A 16,894-nucleotide genomic window follows, 5' to 3' on the forward strand; every position below is an offset into this window, starting at 1 on the left:
TGAAGGCGTGAGCCCTGAATCGCAACCGTTCGGGAACGCGGCAGCGCGCTGAAAACGGCCTGTCCACAACCGCGCAGGATGTGGACAGGCCCGAGTCGGGTACTCAGGACGTGCGGGCGCTTACCCGCAGGTCGGAGCCCTGCTGCAGCGCGGCCTCCTCCTGATGCAGCGCCTTGACCAGGCAATAGCAGATCAGCAGCAGCACCAGGGAGAACGGCAGAGCGGCGGCGATGGTCGCCGCCTGCAGGCCTTGCAGGCCGCCGGCCAGCAGCAGCACGCCGGCCAGGGCGCCGAGGCCCAGACCCCAGATGATGCGGTAGCGCTGCGGCGGGTTGTGGTCGCCCATCGAGAGGATGGTGCAGATCACCAGCGTCGCCGAATCGGCCGAGGTGACGAACCAGCTGACGATCATCAGCGTCGCCAGGCCGGCCATGGGCAGGATGGCCCACTCTACGCCGAGGCCTTCGATGGTCTTGTACAGCACCATGGTCAGGTCGCTGTTGGCCACGCTGGCCAGGTCGACACCGTTGAGCTGCAGGTACACGCCGGTGCCGCCCATGATCACGATCCACAGGAAGGCGCCGAGGGTGGAGGCCAGCATCCCGCCCACCACTACCTGGCGCACGGTGCGGCCACGGGAGATGCGGGCGATGAACATGCCGACGAACGGGCCCCAGGACAGCCACCAGCCCCAGTAGAAGATGGTCCACCAGCCTTGCCACTGGCGCTCGGGGTTGGCGTCGGTCCACAGCCCCATGGGGATGAAGTGGGCCAGGTAGTCGCCGATGCTGGTGGCGTAAAGGCCCAGCAGGAACACGGTCGGCCCGGCCAGCAGCAGGAACAGGAAGAGGATGCTGCTCAGGCGGATGTTCCACTCGCTGAGCCAAAGAATGCCGCGACGCACGCCGGAGACGGCGGAGAAGGTCGCCACCAGCGAGGTGCCGGCGATCAGCAGCAGCTGGTTGGTGGTAGAGATTTCCCAGCCGAACATGTAGCCCAGCCCGGCATTCATCTGCGACACGCCCAGGCCCAGGGTGGTGGCGGTGCCGAACAGGGTGCTGAAGATCGCCAGCAGGTCCACCGCGTGGCCGATCGGGCCGTGGATACGCTCGCCCAGCAGCGGATACAGCGCCGAGCGGATGGTCAGCGGCAGGTTATGCCGGTAGGTGAAGTAGGCCAGCACCAGGCCCACCACTATATAGATGCACCAGCCGTGCAGGCCCCAGTGGAACATGGTGATGCGCAGGGCGATCTGCGCGGCCTCGGCGCTGCCCGCGGCCACCCCGGCCATCTCCATGTAGGGGTTGCCCTGCATGTGCATCAGCGGCTCGGCGATGCTCCAGAACAGCAGGCCGGTGCCGACCGCGGCGCTGAACAGCATGGCGAACCAGGAGAAGTTGCTGAACTCGGGGCGTTCATCGTCCTGGCCCAGGCGCAGATTGCCGAAGCGGCTGAAGCCGACCCAGAAGGTGAAGAACAGCACCGCGCTGACCACCGCCACGTAGTACCAGCCCAATGAACCCTCAATCCAAGCCTTGGCGCCGGTGTAGATGCCGTTGGCCAGTTCGGCGTTGGTCACGGTGAACAAGACGAAAGCGAAGACCATGGTGATCGAGGCGATCGCCATGGTCGGGTTGACACCTGCGAACACGCGTTCGAGGTGGTTCTTGGGACGTTCGCTCACAGGCGTCTCCTTGTTTTTGTAATGAACCGATGGGACGTCGCAAGGGCCGGGCCGCGCCATGCAGGCGCGACGGGCAGGCGGCATCGTCTTGCGATGTATTACGGTATACCATCAACCAAATCGTCATTTCAATGTCTTGTTGAAACGCCGCCGATCAATGGTCTTCCCCCGCCAGTCACCGTCCGACGGGCATTGTGGGAAAAGCGCAAGGCTTGACTTGCGCATCTCGTATTATGGTATACCATGATACCAACTGAGCGGTGCCAGCCAGCACCCGAACCCACAGCGCACAGGAGCACATCCATGAGTTTCGAGATCCGCAAGATCGTCAGCTACATCGAAGAAACCCTGATCGAAGGCGGCAAGGCCAGTGACAAGCCGGTGACCATGGTCGGCCTGGCCGTGGTGATCAAGAACCCCTGGCTCGGCCGCGGTTTCGTCGAGGACCTCAAGCCGGAGATCAAGGCCCACTGCTCCGAACTCGGCGCCATGATGGTCGAGCGCCTGACTGCCGCTATCGGCGGCGCGGCGAAGATCGAGGCCTACGGCAAGGCCGCGGTGGTCGGCGCCGACGGCGAGATCGAGCACGCCTCGGCGGTGATCCACACCCTGCGCTTCGGCAATCACTACCGCCAGGCGGTTAACGCCAAGAGCTACCTGAGCTTCACCAACAAGCGCGGCGGCCCCGGCACCTCGATCCAGATCCCGATGATGCACAAGGACGACGAGGGCCTGCGCTCGCACTACATCACCCTGGAAATGCAGATCGAGGACGCGCCGCGCGCCGACGAGATCGTGGTGGTGCTCGGCGCCGCCAACGGTGGCCGCCTGCATCCGCGCATCGGCAACCGCTACATCGACCTGGAAGAGCTGGCCGCCGAACAGGCGCAGTGATCCTCAAGGCCCGCGCAGGAGCTTTCCATGATTCGGCTCACCGCTAAATCCACCCCCGCCGGCACCAGCTACCTGGCCACCGGCCAAGGTCACCCCGTGGTGCTGATCCACGGCGTCGGCCTGAACAAGGAAATGTGGGGCGGCCAGATCGTCGGTCTGGCCCCGCATTTCCAGGTCATCGCCTACGACATGCTCGGCCACGGCGCCAGCCCGCGCCCGCAGCCGGGCACCGGCCTGCCCGGCTATGCCGAGCAGCTGCGCGAGCTGCTCGAACACCTGCAGATCGAGCGCGCCAGCGTCATCGGCTTCTCCATGGGCGGCCTGGTGGCGCGGGCCTTCGCCCTGCACCAGCCGCAGCAGCTCGCGGCCCTGGTGATCCTCAACAGCGTGTTCAACCGCAGCAGCGCGCAGCGCGCAGGGGTCATCGAGCGCACCCGCCAGGCCGCCGAACACGGCCCGGACGCCAACGCCGAGGAAGCCCTGTCGCGCTGGTTCAGCCGCGAATACCAGGCGGCCAACCCGGCGCAGATTGCGGCGATCCGCCAGACCCTGGCCGGCAACGACCCGCAGGGCTACCTGACCACCTACGAGCTGTTCGCCACCCAGGACATGTACCGCGTCGACGACCTGGGCAGCATCCAGGCGCCGACCCTGATCGCCACCGGAGAGCTGGACCCGGGCTCGACCCCGGAGATGGCCCGACAACTGGCCGAGCGCATTCCCGGCGCCCAGGTGGCGGTGCTCGCCGAGCAGCGGCATATGATGCCGGTGGAATCGCCACGCCTGGTCAACCAGGTGCTGCTGAACTTCCTGCAGCAGGCCCAGACCCTACGGAATCCAGCAGAGGGGATAGTCGCATGACACTCGCCCGTTTCCACATGTGCATCGACGGCCAGTGGCTCGATGCGCTGTCCGGCAAGACCTTTGAAAGCCTCAACCCGGCCCTGGCCGAACCCTGGGCCGAACTGCCGGATGCCGACGAGCAGGACGTCGAGCGCGCCGTGCAGGCCGCCCAGCGCGCCTTCGAGAATCCGGCCTGGCGCAAGCTGAATGCCACCGCGCGCGGCAAGCTGCTGCGCCGCCTGGGCGATCTGATCGCCGAACACAAGGAGCACCTGGCCCAGCTGGAAAGCCGCGACAACGGCAAGCTGATCCGCGAGACCCGCGGCCAGGTCGGCTACCTGCCGGAGTTCTTCCACTACACCGCAGGCCTGGCCGACAAGCTCGAAGGCGGCACCCTGCCGATCGACAAGCCGGAGATGTTCGCCTACACGGCGCACGAGCCGATCGGCGTGGTGGCCGGGATCATCCCCTGGAACAGCCCGCTGTACCTGACCGCGATCAAGCTGGCGCCGGCTCTGGCGGCCGGCAACACCATCGTCCTGAAACCCTCCGAGCATGCCTCGGCGACCATCCTCGAGCTGGCCCGCCTGGCGCTGGAGGCCGGCTTCCCGCCTGGCGTGGTCAACGTGGTCACCGGCTTCGGCCCGAGCACCGGCGCGGCGCTGACCCGCCACCCGCTGGTGCGCAAGATCGCCTTCACCGGCGGCGCCGCCACCGCCCGCCACGTGGTGCGCAGCAGCGCGGAGAACTTCGCCAAGCTGTCGCTGGAGCTGGGCGGCAAGTCGCCCAACATTATCTTCGCCGACGCCGACCTGGACAGCGCCATCAACGGCGCCGTGGCCGGCATCTACGCCGCCTCCGGGCAGAGCTGCGTGGCCGGCTCGCGCCTGCTGGTGCAGGATGCGATCTACGACGAGTTCGTCGAGCGCCTGATCGAGCGGGCCAAGCGCATCCGCATCGGCAACCCGCAGGACGACGCCAGCGAGATGGGCCCCATGGCCACCGCGCAGCAGCTCGCCGTGGTCGAGGGCCTGGTTGCCGACGCCCTGGCCGAGGGCGCACGCCTGCGCCTGGGCGGCAAGCGCCCGCAGCTCGACGCCAAGGGCTGGTACTACGAGCCGACGCTGTTCGAGTGCGACCGCCACTCGATGAAGATCATGCAGGAAGAGGTGTTCGGCCCGGTCGCCTCGGTGATCCGTTTCAAGGACGAGGCCGAGGCCCTGGAGCTGGCCAACGACTCGCAGTTCGGCCTCGCCGCCGGCATCTGGACCCGCGACCTCGGCCGCGCGCACCGCATGGCGAGAGACGTGCGCTCGGGGATCATCTGGGTCAACACCTACCGCGCGGTCTCGGCCATGGCGCCGATCGGCGGCTTCCACAACAGCGGCTACGGCCGCGAGAGCGGCATCGATTCGGTGCTGGCCTACACCGAGCTGAAAACGGTGTGGATCAACCTCTCGCAGGCGCCCATGCCCGACCCCTTCGTCATGCGCTAGGAGACCTGCGAAATGATCGAACCAGGCATCTACAAAGAAGTGATGGGCTCCTTCCCATCCGGCGTCACCGTGGTCACCACCCTGGACGCCGGCGGCGACATAGTCGGCATCACCGCCAGCGCCTTCAGCGCCCTGTCCATCGACCCGGCGCTGGTGCTGTTCTGCCCCAACTACGCCTCCGACACCTACCCGGTGCTGCGCGACAGCAAGCAGTTCGCCATCCACCTGCTGTGCGCCGACCAGCAGGCCGAGGCCTACGCCTTCGCCGGCAAGGGCAAGGACAAGGCCAAGGGCATCGACTGGCACCTGAGCGCGCTGGGCAACCCGTTGCTGGCCAAGGCCACCGCCATCATCGAATGCGAGCTGTGGCGCGAGTACGACGGCGGCGACCACGCCATCATCGTCGGCGCGGTGAAGAACCTGATCCTGCCCGAGCAGGAGGTGACGCCCATGGTCTATCACCGCGGCAAGCTCGGCGCCCTGCCCTCCATCGCCTGACCCTCAGTTACGACCGCGCCCACTCACCCTCGGTCGCGGTCCTTTTCATCCGTCGCAGCGAGCCGCAGCGCTCGTTGCCCGCACCTTTCAAGGGAGCCGCCATGAATGCTTTGCTGCGCCAACAGGCCTATATCGACGGGCACTGGCTCGATGCCCAGGACGGCTCGACCCAGGCCATCTTCAACCCGGCCAACGGCCAGCAGATCGGCACGGTGCCGAACATGGGCGCCAGCGAAACCCGCCAGGCCATCGCCGCCGCCAACCGTGCCTGGCCGGCCTGGCGGGCGCTGACCGCCAAGGAGCGCAGCGGCCTGCTCAAGCGCTGGCACACGCTGATTCTGGACAACGCCGACGCGCTGGCCGAGCTGCTCACCCTGGAACAGGGCAAGCCGCTGGCCGAGGCGAAGGGCGAGATCCTCTACGCCGCCAGCTTTATCGAGTGGTTCGCCGAGGAGGCCAAGCGCATCTATGGCGACACCATTCCCAGCCACAAGGGCGATGCGCGCATCGTGGTGAGCAAGGAGCCGATCGGCGTGGTCGCCGCCATTACCCCGTGGAACTTCCCCGCCGCGATGATCACCCGCAAGGTCGGCCCGGCCCTGGCCGCCGGCTGCCCGTGCATCGTCAAGCCGGCGCCGGAAACCCCCTTCTCCGCCCTGGCCCTGGCGGCCCTGGCCGAGCAGGCGGGGATTCCCACCGGCATCCTCAACGTGGTCACCGGCGACGCCGTGGCCATCGGCGGCGAACTGACCGCCAGCGCCGCGGTGCGCAAGCTGTCGTTCACCGGCTCCACGCCGATCGGCAAGCTGCTGATGGCGCAGTCGGCCGCCACCCTGAAGAAGGTCTCGCTGGAGCTGGGCGGCAACGCGCCCTTTATCGTCTTCGACGACGCCGACCTGGAGCGTGCGGTGGACGGCGCGCTGATCGCCAAGTACCGCAACGCCGGGCAGACCTGCGTGTGCGTCAACCGCTTCCTGGTGCAGGACGGCATCCACGATGCGTTCGTCGCCCGCCTGGCCGAGCGCGTCGCCGAACTGCCCGTCGGTGACGGCTTCGTCGAGGGCGTCAAGCTCGGCCCGCTGATCAACCAGCGCGCCGTGGAGAAGGTCGAAGATCATGTGCAGGACGCCCTGGGCAAGGGCGCGCGCCTGGTGCTCGGCGGCGAGCGCCATCCGCTGGGCCACGGCTTCTTCCTGCCCACCGTGCTGGCCGGGGTGCACGACGAGATGAAGGTGGCCCGCGAGGAGACCTTCGGCCCGCTGGCCGCGGTGTTCCGCTTCAGCGACGAGGCCGAGGCCGTGCGCCTGGCCAACGACACCGAGTACGGCCTGGCCGCCTACTGCTACACCCGCGACCTCGGCCGCGCCTGGCGCATGAGCGAGGCGCTGGAATACGGCATGGTCGGCATCAACGAAGGGCTGATCTCCACCGAGGTCGCGCCGTTCGGCGGCATCAAGTCCTCGGGCCTCGGCCGCGAAGGCTCGAAGTACGGCATCGAGGACTATCTGGAGATCAAGTACACCCTGATGGGCGGCCTGTAACCGCGAAGGAGAACCCCCATGAGCAACGCGAAATACGACAAGGGCCTGGCCATCCGCACCCAGGTGCTGGGCGAGGCCTATGTCAACAAGTCGATCGAGAACGCCGACGACTTCAGCCGGCCGCTGCAGGAACTGGTCACCGAGTACTGCTGGGGCCACGTCTGGGGCCGCGAGGGTTTGTCGCTGCAAGAACGCAGCATGATAAACTTGGCCATGATTTCGGCGCTGAATCGGCCCCACGAGCTGAAGTTGCATATTCGTGGCGCCCTGCGTAACGGTCTCAGCCGCGAGCAGATTCGCGAGATTCTGCTGCAGGTCGGCATCTACTGCGGCGTGCCGGCGGCGGTCGACAGCTTCCGCATCGCCCGCGAAGCCTTCGCCGAGGCCGACGCCGAAGCCAAGGGCTGAGGATCGACGTCATGCGCTAGACCAAGAGCACCGGGTTCCTCGACCGGGTGCTCTTTTGCTATTTCCTACGGACAGCCATAACCAGAGCGGACCCTATGAAACGCTTGCCTCTCGACGACAGCTTCAAGGTCAATCGCAACCCCGTCACCCTGCGCGAAATCGTGCTGGACAAGTTGCGTGGCGCCATCATGAACTTTCAACTGCTGCCCGGCGACCGGCTGGTGGAACGCGACCTGTGCGAGCGCCTGGGCGTCAGCCGCACCTCGGTGCGCGAGGCGCTGCGTCACCTGGAGTCCGAAGGCCTGGTGGAGTTCGCCGGGGCCAAGGGCCCGCGCGTGGCCATCATCACCCTGGAGGACGCGCGCGACATCTACGAGCTGCGCTGCGTGCTCGAAGGCCTGATCGTCCAGCTGTTCACCCTCAACGCCAAGCCCAAGGACATCCGCGCCCTGGAAAAGGCCCTAGAGGAGAACCGCAAGGTGCTGGAAAGCGGCGATCTGCAGGAGGTGCTCGATTCGGTGCAGGGCTTCTACGACGTGCTGCTGGAAGGCTCCGGCAACCAGATCGCGGCGACTCAGCTGCGCCAGCTGCAGGCGCGCATCAGCTACCTGCGTGCCACCTCGGTGTCGCAAAGCAACCGCCGCGGCAGCAGCAACCAGGAGATGGAGCGCATGGTCGAGGCGATCAAGAGCGGCGACCCGCTGGCCGCGCATCAGGCCTCGGTGGACCACGTGCGCGCCGCGGCCAAGGTGGCGCTGGACTATCTCAAGTCCAAGCAGGACGAACCGGGCGCGGTGCGCGACTTCGTTACTCCCATCGCGCTGCAAGAGCCGCGCATAGGACGCTGACGCCATGCCCAGCCCGCGCTTCTGTCCGCAATGCGGCGATCCCGGCCTCAGCCGCCGGCAGCCGCACGGGGATACCCACGAGCGGCTGGTGTGCGCGGCCTGCGGCTATATCCACTACGAGAATCCCAAGGTCATCGCCGGCTGTATCATCGAGCAGGACGGCAAGTACCTGCTGTGCCAGCGCGCCATCCCGCCGCGCCCGGGCACCTGGACGCTGCCGGCCGGCTTCATGGAGAACGGCGAGACCACCGAGCAGGCCGCCCTGCGCGAGGTCTGGGAGGAAAGCGGCATCCGCGCCGAGATCGTCTCGCCCTACTCCATCTTCAGCGTGCCGAAGATCAGCGAGGTGTACATCATCTTCCGCGCCATCGCCCTGGAGATCAGCGGCCAGCACGGCCCGGAAACCCTCGCCTACCGCTTCTTCGCCCCCGAGGAGATTCCCTGGGAAAGCATCTACTACCCGGCCATCCGGCAGATCCTCGAGCGCTATATCGACGAGCGCCAGGCCGGCGTCTACGGCATCTACATGGGCAACGACGACAGCGGCAAGGTGCACTTTATCCGCTAAGGCGCCTTCCTCGACGCCTGATCATAGGTGCGCACGGTGCACCTCAGGAGCCTGGATTGCATCCGGGCTACGGCAAGGCCACGGCCGGCCTAGATTCCCTCGACTATGATTACTTCAGCCTGCGCGGCACCGGCGCGCTGGGCACAGGCCGCCTGGTACTGCGCGGAACGGTAGCAGGCCAGCGCCTGTTCGTAGGACTCGAACTCGATCACCACGCTGCGCTGCGGCGTGGCCCTGCCCTCCAGCGCTTCGCTGCGGCCGCCGCGGGCCAGCAGCCGGCCGCCGTACTGGGCGAACACCGCCGGCGCGCGGCTGGTGTATTCGGCGTATCGAGCGGGGTCGGTGACATCGACGTGAGCAATCCAGTAGGCCTTCATGGCGGTCGTCCAGGCTTCGGTTAATACGGTATTATGGTATACCATTAAACCTCACCGACATCCACACCGGGACCCCGACATGCCATTCAACCCCATCGAAGAAATCATCGAAGACTTCCGCCAAGGCAAGATGGTGCTGCTGGTCGACGACGAGGATCGCGAGAACGAGGGCGACCTGCTGCTGGCAGCCGAGAAATGCACGCCCGCGGCGATCAACTTCATGGCGCGCGAGGCGCGCGGCCTGATCTGCCTGACCCTGACCGACGAACATTGCCAGCGCCTGGGCTTGGAGCAGATGGTGCCGGCCAACGGCAGCGCCTTCGCCACCGCCTTCACCGTCTCCATCGAGGCGGCGCAGGGGGTGACCACCGGCATCTCCGCCGCCGACCGCTGCCTCACCGTGCTCACCGCGGTGGCGCCCGGTGCCTGCGCGGACGACCTGGTCCAGCCGGGCCATATCTTCCCCCTGCGCGCCCGCGAGGGCGGCGTGCTGACCCGCGCCGGCCACACCGAGGCCGGCTGCGACCTGGCGCGTCTGGCCGGGCTGAGCCCGGCGGCGGTGATAGTCGAAGTGATGAACGAAGACGGCAGCATGGCCCGCCGCCCCGACCTGGAAAAGTTCGCCGAGCAGCACGGCATCAAGATCGGTACCATCGCCGATCTCATCCACTACCGCCTGAGCACCGAGCACACCGTCAGTCGCATCGGCGAGCGCGAGCTGCCCACGGTGCACGGCACCTTCCGCCTGGTGACCTACGAGGATCGCATCGAGGGCGGCGTGCACATGGCCATGGTGATGGGCGAGATCCGCCGCGACGAGCCGACCCTGGTGCGCGTGCACGTGATCGACCCGCTGCGCGACCTGGTCGGCGCCGAGTACACCGGCCCGCAGAACTGGACGCTGTGGGCGGCCCTGCAGAAAGTGGCGGAGGCCGGCCACGGGGTGGTGGTGGTGCTGGCCAATAACGAGTCGTCGCAGGCGCTGCTTGAGCGCGTGCCGCAACTGACCCAGCCGCGCCGACAGTTCAGCCGCTCGCAATCGCGCATCTACTCCGAGGTGGGCACCGGCGCGCAGATCCTCCAGGATCTGGGCGTGGGCAAGCTGCGCCACCTCGGCCCGCCGCTCAAGTACGCCGGTCTGACGGGCTATGACCTGGAAGTGGTGGAAAGCATCCCGTTCCAGGGATGACCACGAGCTGACGGATGGCGCCGCCCCGGCGCCGTCCTCCGACCCGCCCCGGGCCGCCCGTGCCCCGCGCTCTTGTTTTTCTATTTCAAGCACTTACCCGTTCAGCCTGGCGCCGCCCCTGCAGGCCGCCGGCGATGCGGCCGCGCGCGCCGCGAAAATCGCCGCGATTGGGCCTTGCACAAAGCTTGGAATACCATAATATGACATCCCGTAGGCCGAGATATTTTGCCGACGCTGCCCGCCCCGGGAAACCGCCCTAAGCAGCCTCGGCCAGGCCAGTCACAACTGCTCCCTGAAAGGCGGGCACCGCCAAAGCCCGCTTGCGTACAAACACAACAACGAGGGCAAGCAAGATGGTGTTCAAGAAAACTGCTACCGCGGTGTTCGCCACCGCACTCATGGTCGCCGGCGCAGGCGCGGCCAGCGCCGCCGACAACCTCAGCTTCGTCAGCTGGGGCGGCACCACCCAGGAAGCGCAGACGACGGCCTGGGCCACCCCCTTCAGCGAGAAGACCGGCATCAAGGTGCTGCAGGACGGGCCGACCGACTACGGCAAGCTCAAGGCCATGGTCGAGAGCGGCAACGTGCAGTGGGACGTGGTCGACGTGGAAGCCGACTTCGCCCTGCGCGCCGCCCGCGAAGGCCTGCTCGAACCGCTCGACTTCAGCGTGATCGACCGCACGCAGCTCGACCCGCGTTTCGTCTCCGACCACGGCGTCGGCTCCTTCTACTTCTCCTTCGTGCTCGGCTACAACCAGGGCCGCCTCGGCGGCAAGGCGCCGCAGGACTGGAGCGCGCTGTTCGATACCGCCGCCTACCCGGGCAAGCGCGCCCTGTACAAATGGCCCAGCCCCGGCGTGCTGGAACTGGCGCTGCTGGCCGACGGCGTGGCCATCGAGCAGCTTTACCCGCTGGATCTGGATCGCGCATTCAAGAAGCTCGACAGCATCAAGAAGGACATCGTCTGGTGGGGCGGCGGCGCCCAGTCGCAGCAGCTGCTGGCCTCTGGCGAGGCGAGCCTCGGCCAGTTCTGGAACGGCCGCATCTACGCCCTGCAGCAGGACGGCGCGCCGGTCGGGGTGAGCTGGAAGCAGAACCTGGTGATGGCCGATTTCCTGGTCATCCCCAAGGGCTCGAAGAACAAGGAGGCGGCCATGCAGTTCCTGGCCAACGCGGCCAGCGCCAAGGGCCAGGCCGATTTCGCCAACCTCACCGCCTATGCCCCGGTCAACACCGGCAGCGTCGCCCAGCTCAAGGCCGACCTGGCTCCCAACCTGCCGACCGCCTACGCTGAAGATCAGATCACCCTCGACTTCGCCTACTGGGCCGAGCATGGCCCGGCCATCGCCGCACGGTGGAACGAATGGCTGGTCAAGTGAAGCCCCTGGCCGTCCCTTCGGCCCAGGCAGGCGCCGGCGCATCCAGCGCCGGCGGCCTCGCCGCCAACCGAGCCGCCGTCATGAATCGCAGCCCTTCGCGCTGGCGCGGAGCCGCCAAGCTGATCCCCGCCCTGCTGTTTCTCGGCCTGTTCTTCCTCGCCCCGCTGATCGGCTTGCTGCTGCGCGGCGTGCTGGAACCGGAACCGGGGCTGGGCAACTACGAGCAGCTGTTCGCCAACTCGGCCTATGCTCGCGTACTGTTCAATACCTTCGCCGTCGCCGGCCTGGTCACCCTGATCAGCCTGCTGCTGGGTTTCCCGCTGGCCTGGGCGATCACCCTGACGCCGCGCGGCTGGGGCCGCTGGCTGCTGAGCATCGTGCTGCTGTCGATGTGGACCAGCCTGCTGGCGCGCACCTACTCCTGGCTGGTGCTGCTGCAGGCCTCCGGGGTGCTCAACAAGGCGCTGATGGCCCTGGGCCTGATCGATCAGCCGCTGGAGCTGGTGCACAACCTGACCGGGGTGGTGATCGGCATGAGCTACATCATGATCCCCTTCATCGTGCTGCCGCTGCAGGCGACCATGAGCGCCATCGACCCCATGGTGCTGCAGGCCGGCTCGATCTGCGGCGCCAGCCCCTGGCGCAACTTCTTCCGGGTGTTCCTGCCGCTGTGCCGGCCGGGGCTGTTCTCCGGCGGCCTGATGGTGTTCGTCATGTCGCTCGGTTATTACGTCACCCCGGCCCTGCTCGGTGGCGCACAGAACATGATGCTGCCGGAGTTCATCGTCCAGCAGGTGCAGTCCTTCCTCAACTGGGGCCTGGCCAGCGCCGCCGCCGCGCTGCTGATCGCCATCACCCTGCTGCTGTTCTACGCCTATCTGAAGCTGCAACCGGAATCGCCGGTGGCTTCCAGTACCGCGAGGTAAGCCATGCTGCTGTCGCCCAACGCCATGGGGCCGCGCCTGCGCGCCGGCCTCTACCTCGTCACCGGGGCCATCGCGGCCTTCCTGCTGCTGCCGATCCTGTTCATCGTGCTGCTGTCGTTCGGCTCATCGCAGTGGCTGGTGTTCCCGCCGCCGGGCTGGACGCTGAAATGGTACGAGCAGTTCTTCTCCAACGCGCAGTGGATGGAGTCGGCCTACACCAGCTTCAAGGTCGCCCTGCTGACCACCGCCTGCGCCGTGGCCCTGGGCCTGCCCAGCGCCTTCGCCCTGGTGCGCGGCAAGTTCCCCGGCCGCGAGCTGCTCTACGCGCTGTTCACCCTGCCGATGATAGTGCCGCTGGTGATCATCGCCGTGGCCATCTATGCCCTGTTCCTCAAGCTGGGCTACACCGGCACGCTGTTCGCCTTCGTGGTCAGCCACGTGATAGTGGCGCTGCCCTTCACCATCATCTCGATCATCAATTCGCTGAAACTGTTCGACCAGTCGATCGAGGACGCCGCGGTGATCTGCGGCGCCTCGCGCCTGCAGGCAGTGCTCAAGGTGACCTTCCCGGCCATCCGTCCCGGCCTGGTGGCCGGCGCGCTATTCGCCTTCCTGGTGTCCTGGGACGAGGTGGTGCTGAGCGTGATGATGGCCAGCCCGAGCCTGCAGACCCTGCCGGTGAAGATGTGGACCACCCTGCGCCAGGACCTGACACCGGTGATCGCGGTGGCCTCGACCCTGCTGATCGGCCTGTCGCTGCTGATCATGCTGATCGCCGCCGCCCTGCGTCGACGCAACGAACCCCGCGCCTGATTCATGAGGAAAAGCCAATGAGTGCCGTGATCCAAGACAACCAGAGCCAGGCGCCCCTGGTCAGCCTGCGCAACCTGAACAAGCACTATGGCGACTTCGTCGCCGTGGACAACATCAGCCTGGATATCCAGGAGGGCGAGTTCCTCACCTTCCTCGGCTCCAGCGGCTCGGGCAAGAGCACCACCCTGTCGATGCTGGCCGGCTTCGAGACGCCCAGCAGCGGGGAAATCCTGGTCGCCGGCAAATCCCTGGTCAACGTGCCGCCGCACAAGCGCGACATCGGCATGGTGTTCCAGCGCTACTCGCTGTTCCCGCACCTGAACGTGCGCGACAACATCGGCTTCCCCCTGGAGATTCGCAAGCAGGCACGCGGCGAACGCGAGCGCCAGGTCGAGGCCATGCTCAAGCTGGTGCAACTGGAACAGTTCGCCCACCGTCGCCCGGCGCAGCTCTCCGGCGGCCAGCAGCAGCGTGTGGCGATCGCCCGCGCGCTGGTCTACGAGCCGCGCATCCTGCTGATGGACGAGCCGCTCGGCGCCCTCGACAAGAAGCTGCGCGAGGACCTGCAGGACGAACTGCGCCACCTGCACCGGCGCCTGGGCATCACCATCGTCTACGTGACCCACGACCAGGAAGAAGCCATGCGCCTGTCGCAACGCATCGCCATCTTCAGCCACGGCAAGATCGTCGGCCTGGGCAGCGGCTACGAGCTGTACCAGAACCCGCCGAATGCCTTCGTCGCCTCCTTCCTCGGCAACTCCAACTTCCTCAAGATCAAGGCCCAGGGCCATGCGGCGGCCAGCTTCGAGGGCCAGTCCCTGGCCGTTCGCCCCACCGTGGGCATCACCGAGGGCCAGGAACTGCTGCTGATGGTGCGCCCGGAGAAAGCCCAGGTGCTGACCCCGCAGCAGGCCGGGAGCATGCCGCGGCCGGCCGGCTGGAACGAGATCCAGGCGCGGGTCGCGGAAACCGTGTTCCTCGGCGAAAGCCTGACCTGCAGCGTGACCACCCCCGGCGGCACCCAGCTGACCCTGAAGGAGCTGTCCGGCAGCACCCCGCCCCTGCAAACCGGCGCCCCGGTTCTGGTGCGCTGGGCCGCGGCCGATGCCTGCGTCTACAGCCAGTGGCAGGAGAGCGACCTGAGCAAGGCCGCCGGCGCGCACTGAAGCAAACTCCCCCTCGCCCCCGCCCTGCTGCGCAGGGCGGGGGTTTTCTTTGCCTGTCGCCGTCGAATACGAGCGTAGGGTGCGCCGAGAGCACCAGCTGCTCGCCCCTTCGCGGGGTGCGCGCAACCCCGGCGGCCCCGCATCACCCCACGAGGCCAGGCCGCCAGACGCCGTGCATCGGGCGAGCTGCGAGCACTCGCAAATAGCGCTTGCACGAACAATATTATGGTATACCATCAGACACGAAAGCGCTGCTGGTCGCAGCCGATACGTCACGCAGGTACTCGAAATGATCGATGCACATACCTACAAACTCGTCATGGGCTCCTTTCCCTCTGGCGTCACCGTGATCACCACGCTGGACGACGATGGCCAGATCGTCGGCTTGACGGCCAGCGCCTTCAGCTCCCTGTCCATCGACCCGGCCCTGGTGCTGTTCTGCCCGAACTACAGCTCCGATTCCTACCCGCTGCTGATCAAGAACAAGCGCTTCGCCATCCACCTGCTGTCGGCCGAGCAGCAAAGCGAGGCCTATGCCTTCGCCAAGAAGGGTAAGGACAAGGCTCGCGGCATCGAATGGACGCTGAGCGAGCTGGGCAACCCGCTGCTGGGCAACGCCACCGCCATCATCGAGTGCGAGCTGTGGCGCGAATACGAAGGTGGCGATCACGCCATCCTGGTGGGTGCGGTGCAGAACCTGATCGTGCCGCAGCAGCGCGTCGAACCGATGATCTACTGCCGCGGCAAGATGGGCGCCCTGCCCGCCTTCGCCTGATCCCGATCTGTTGTGTGCTTGTCTTGCCCCCCTTGGTTGGGGGCTTTTTTATGCGTTCGCCGGCCGACGCCGGATGCCCGAGCGCGCTGTTGGCGCGGCTCACGAGGCGCCGGCGAGTGAATCGAGCACCCGCCGTTTGGCTGCCCGGCGGCGCACATGCCGGGCTCGACCTAGGGTTAATTCAAGGGCGGATGGCTTAGGGTAAAAAGACCTTGCAGATATACAGTATTATGGTATACCAATACGCAGCGACCAATTTTGCCTTGTTGCCGCGCCGCTTCGGCGCCAGTGGATCCATAACAACCCGAGCGCGATACGAGCGCCACCACAGCCGGCCAGGCCATGGCCGACCAGACACAGGTTCGAGGAACGCATCATGAAATTTTCTTTGTTCGTGCATATGGAGCGCTACGACGAGCAGACCAGCCACCGCCAGCTGTTCGAAGACCTCACCGAGCTGACCCTGCTGGCGGAAGCCGGCGGGTTCAGCACCGTGTGGATCGGCGAACACCATGCGATGGAGTACACCATCTCGCCGAGCCCGATGCCGCTGCTGGCCTACCTGGCCGCGCGCACCAGCACCATCCGCCTCGGCGCCGGCACCATCATCGCGCCCTTCTGGCACCCCATCCGCGTCGCCGGCGAATGCGCCCTGCTCGACGTGATCAGCAACGGGCGCATGGAGGTGGGCCTGGCCCGCGGCGCCTACCAGTACGAGTTCGACCGCATGGCCAACGGCATGCCGGCCACCGACGGCGGCAAGTACCTGCGCGAGATGGTGCCGGTGGTCCAGGCGCTGTGGCGGGGCGACGTCGCCCACGACGGCGAGATTTGGAAGTTCCCCACCTCCACCTCCTCGCCGCGGCCGCTCCAGCAGCCCGGTCCGCCCATGTGGATCGCCGCGCGCGACCCGGACTCGCACAACTTCGCCGTGGCCAATGGCTGCAACGTGATGGTCACCCCGCTGATGAAGGGCGACGAGGAAGTGGTCGATCTGAAGAACAAGTTCGAGGCCGCCCTGGCCAACAATCCCGAGGTGCCCCGTCCGCAACTGATGGTGCTGCGCCACACCCACGTCCACACCAAGGACGACCCGGACGGCTGGAAGGTCGGCGCCGCGGCCATCTCCAAGTTCTACCGCACCTTCGACGCCTGGTTCGGCAACAAGCAGACCCCGGTCAACGGCCTGCTGCCGCCGAGCCCGGAAGAGAAGTTCAAGGAGCGCCCGGAGTTCGAGCTGGACAATATCCGTAAGAACACCATGATCGGCACCCCGGAAGAAATCATCGCACGCATCCGCCACTACCAGGAGCTGGGCGTCGACGAATTCAGCTTCTGGGCCGACAACAGCCTGCCGCACGCCGAGAAGAAGAAATCCCTGGAACTCTTCATCCAGCACGTGGTGCCGGCGTTCCGCTGACAGACGCCGCAGGCGGCCGGATCGGGCGATCCGGCCGCTTCCCAAGAGCCTGTTCAAAGTCTCGCGAGC

General features: G+C 66.7%; 17 protein-coding genes. 15 read left to right on the plus strand and 2 right to left on the minus strand.

Annotation, left to right across the window (positions count from 1 at the left end; all coding sequences use genetic code 11):
* Positions 1 to 103: 103 nt before the first annotated feature.
* On the minus strand, positions 104 to 1,684 hold the full coding sequence (locus tag EA796_RS04220) for a BCCT family transporter (RefSeq protein WP_021445947.1): 1,581 nt from the start codon (positions 1,682 to 1,684) through the stop codon (positions 104 to 106).
* 303 nt (positions 1,685 to 1,987) lie between these two features.
* Between EA796_RS04220 and EA796_RS04225 the strand changes: the two genes are divergently transcribed.
* From EA796_RS04225 to EA796_RS04260, 8 genes are all read left to right on the plus strand, one after another.
* Positions 1,988 to 2,578, plus strand: coding sequence for an amino acid synthesis family protein (locus EA796_RS04225; RefSeq protein ID WP_021445948.1), 591 nt, complete (start codon positions 1,988 to 1,990; stop codon positions 2,576 to 2,578).
* 27 nt (positions 2,579 to 2,605) lie between these two features.
* Positions 2,606 to 3,439 carry an alpha/beta fold hydrolase gene (locus tag EA796_RS04230; protein ID WP_021445949.1) on the plus strand — a complete coding sequence of 278 codons (834 nt, stop codon included), beginning with the start codon at positions 2,606 to 2,608 and terminating at the stop codon, positions 3,437 to 3,439.
* The gene (locus EA796_RS04235; protein ID WP_122107632.1) at positions 3,436 to 4,917 is read left to right on the plus strand and encodes an aldehyde dehydrogenase; all 1,482 of its coding nucleotides are present in this window, start codon (positions 3,436 to 3,438) and stop codon (positions 4,915 to 4,917) included. Before EA796_RS04230 ends, EA796_RS04235 begins: the two co-directional genes overlap by 4 nt.
* 12 nt (positions 4,918 to 4,929) lie before the next feature.
* A complete protein-coding gene (locus EA796_RS04240) occupies positions 4,930 to 5,415 on the plus strand; it encodes a flavin reductase family protein (RefSeq protein WP_021445951.1) in 486 nt (161 codons plus the stop codon).
* A 101-nt stretch (positions 5,416 to 5,516) separates the two neighbouring features.
* Entirely contained in the window at positions 5,517 to 6,956 is a 1,440-nt protein-coding gene (locus tag EA796_RS04245; RefSeq protein ID WP_122107633.1) for an NAD-dependent succinate-semialdehyde dehydrogenase, read from the plus strand.
* A gap of 18 nt (positions 6,957 to 6,974) precedes the next feature.
* Entirely contained in the window at positions 6,975 to 7,364 is a 390-nt protein-coding gene (locus EA796_RS04250) for a carboxymuconolactone decarboxylase family protein (RefSeq protein ID WP_122107634.1), read from the plus strand.
* 95 nt (positions 7,365 to 7,459) lie between these two features.
* Entirely contained in the window at positions 7,460 to 8,212 is a 753-nt protein-coding gene (locus tag EA796_RS04255) for a GntR family transcriptional regulator (protein WP_021445954.1), read from the plus strand.
* A gap of 4 nt (positions 8,213 to 8,216) precedes the next feature.
* Positions 8,217 to 8,780 carry an NUDIX hydrolase gene (locus EA796_RS04260; RefSeq protein ID WP_021445955.1) on the plus strand — a complete coding sequence of 188 codons (564 nt, stop codon included), beginning with the start codon at positions 8,217 to 8,219 and terminating at the stop codon, positions 8,778 to 8,780.
* Positions 8,781 to 8,869: 89 nt separating this feature from the next.
* Here EA796_RS04260 and EA796_RS04265 read toward each other — a convergent pair whose 3' ends face one another.
* Positions 8,870 to 9,157 (minus strand): DUF1330 domain-containing protein, encoded by a 288-nt coding sequence (locus EA796_RS04265; RefSeq protein WP_021445956.1) that lies wholly within the window; start codon positions 9,155 to 9,157, stop codon positions 8,870 to 8,872.
* Between the two features lie 79 nt (positions 9,158 to 9,236).
* Between EA796_RS04265 and ribBA the strand changes: the two genes are divergently transcribed.
* The 7 genes from ribBA to EA796_RS04300 all read left to right on the plus strand — a co-directional run bounded on the left by ribBA (position 9,237) and on the right by EA796_RS04300 (position 16,825).
* Positions 9,237 to 10,346, plus strand: coding sequence for a bifunctional 3,4-dihydroxy-2-butanone-4-phosphate synthase/GTP cyclohydrolase II (gene ribBA, locus EA796_RS04270; protein ID WP_122107635.1), 1,110 nt, complete (start codon positions 9,237 to 9,239; stop codon positions 10,344 to 10,346).
* A gap of 353 nt (positions 10,347 to 10,699) precedes the next feature.
* On the plus strand, positions 10,700 to 11,725 hold the full coding sequence (locus EA796_RS04275) for a polyamine ABC transporter substrate-binding protein (protein WP_122107636.1): 1,026 nt from the start codon (positions 10,700 to 10,702) through the stop codon (positions 11,723 to 11,725).
* The gene (locus tag EA796_RS04280) at positions 11,710 to 12,651 is read left to right on the plus strand and encodes an ABC transporter permease (RefSeq protein ID WP_122107637.1); all 942 of its coding nucleotides are present in this window, start codon (positions 11,710 to 11,712) and stop codon (positions 12,649 to 12,651) included. Before EA796_RS04275 ends, EA796_RS04280 begins: the two co-directional genes overlap by 16 nt.
* A gap of 3 nt (positions 12,652 to 12,654) precedes the next feature.
* Positions 12,655 to 13,464 carry an ABC transporter permease gene (locus EA796_RS04285; RefSeq protein ID WP_122107638.1) on the plus strand — a complete coding sequence of 270 codons (810 nt, stop codon included), beginning with the start codon at positions 12,655 to 12,657 and terminating at the stop codon, positions 13,462 to 13,464.
* Between the two features lie 17 nt (positions 13,465 to 13,481).
* Positions 13,482 to 14,630, plus strand: a complete 1,149-nt coding sequence (locus EA796_RS04290) for an ABC transporter ATP-binding protein (RefSeq protein WP_122107639.1) — start codon at positions 13,482 to 13,484, stop codon at positions 14,628 to 14,630.
* Positions 14,631 to 14,919: 289 nt separating this feature from the next.
* Positions 14,920 to 15,405 carry a flavin reductase family protein gene (locus EA796_RS04295; RefSeq protein ID WP_122107640.1) on the plus strand — a complete coding sequence of 162 codons (486 nt, stop codon included), beginning with the start codon at positions 14,920 to 14,922 and terminating at the stop codon, positions 15,403 to 15,405.
* 376 nt (positions 15,406 to 15,781) lie between these two features.
* Positions 15,782 to 16,825, plus strand: a complete 1,044-nt coding sequence (locus EA796_RS04300) for an LLM class flavin-dependent oxidoreductase (RefSeq protein ID WP_122107641.1) — start codon at positions 15,782 to 15,784, stop codon at positions 16,823 to 16,825.
* Positions 16,826 to 16,894 lie beyond the last annotated feature (69 nt).

This window comes from Pseudomonas sp. AOB-7 (assembly GCF_003696305.1).
Classification (GTDB): domain Bacteria; phylum Pseudomonadota; class Gammaproteobacteria; order Pseudomonadales; family Pseudomonadaceae; genus Aquipseudomonas.

Bases quoted from the DNA above. Each gene is read 5' to 3' on its own strand.
- EA796_RS04225 (WP_021445948.1), top strand. From the start codon at position 1,988: ATGAGTTTCGAGATCCGCAAGATCGTCAGCTACATCGAAGAAACCCTG.
- EA796_RS04230 (WP_021445949.1), top strand. From the start codon at position 2,606: ATGATTCGGCTCACCGCTAAATCCACCCCCGCCGGCACCAGCTACCTG.
- EA796_RS04235 (WP_122107632.1), top strand. From the start codon at position 3,436: ATGACACTCGCCCGTTTCCACATGTGCATCGACGGCCAGTGGCTCGAT.
- EA796_RS04240 (WP_021445951.1), top strand. From the start codon at position 4,930: ATGATCGAACCAGGCATCTACAAAGAAGTGATGGGCTCCTTCCCATCC.
- EA796_RS04245 (WP_122107633.1), top strand. From the start codon at position 5,517: ATGAATGCTTTGCTGCGCCAACAGGCCTATATCGACGGGCACTGGCTC.
- EA796_RS04250 (WP_122107634.1), top strand. From the start codon at position 6,975: ATGAGCAACGCGAAATACGACAAGGGCCTGGCCATCCGCACCCAGGTG.
- EA796_RS04255 (WP_021445954.1), top strand. From the start codon at position 7,460: ATGAAACGCTTGCCTCTCGACGACAGCTTCAAGGTCAATCGCAACCCC.
- EA796_RS04260 (WP_021445955.1), top strand. From the start codon at position 8,217: ATGCCCAGCCCGCGCTTCTGTCCGCAATGCGGCGATCCCGGCCTCAGC.
- EA796_RS04265 (WP_021445956.1), bottom strand. From the start codon at position 9,157: ATGAAGGCCTACTGGATTGCTCACGTCGATGTCACCGACCCCGCTCGA.
- ribBA (WP_122107635.1), top strand. From the start codon at position 9,237: ATGCCATTCAACCCCATCGAAGAAATCATCGAAGACTTCCGCCAAGGC.
- EA796_RS04275 (WP_122107636.1), top strand. From the start codon at position 10,700: ATGGTGTTCAAGAAAACTGCTACCGCGGTGTTCGCCACCGCACTCATG.
- EA796_RS04280 (WP_122107637.1), top strand. From the start codon at position 11,710: ATGGCTGGTCAAGTGAAGCCCCTGGCCGTCCCTTCGGCCCAGGCAGGC.
- EA796_RS04285 (WP_122107638.1), top strand. From the start codon at position 12,655: ATGCTGCTGTCGCCCAACGCCATGGGGCCGCGCCTGCGCGCCGGCCTC.
- EA796_RS04290 (WP_122107639.1), top strand. From the start codon at position 13,482: ATGAGTGCCGTGATCCAAGACAACCAGAGCCAGGCGCCCCTGGTCAGC.
- EA796_RS04295 (WP_122107640.1), top strand. From the start codon at position 14,920: ATGATCGATGCACATACCTACAAACTCGTCATGGGCTCCTTTCCCTCT.
- EA796_RS04300 (WP_122107641.1), top strand. From the start codon at position 15,782: ATGAAATTTTCTTTGTTCGTGCATATGGAGCGCTACGACGAGCAGACC.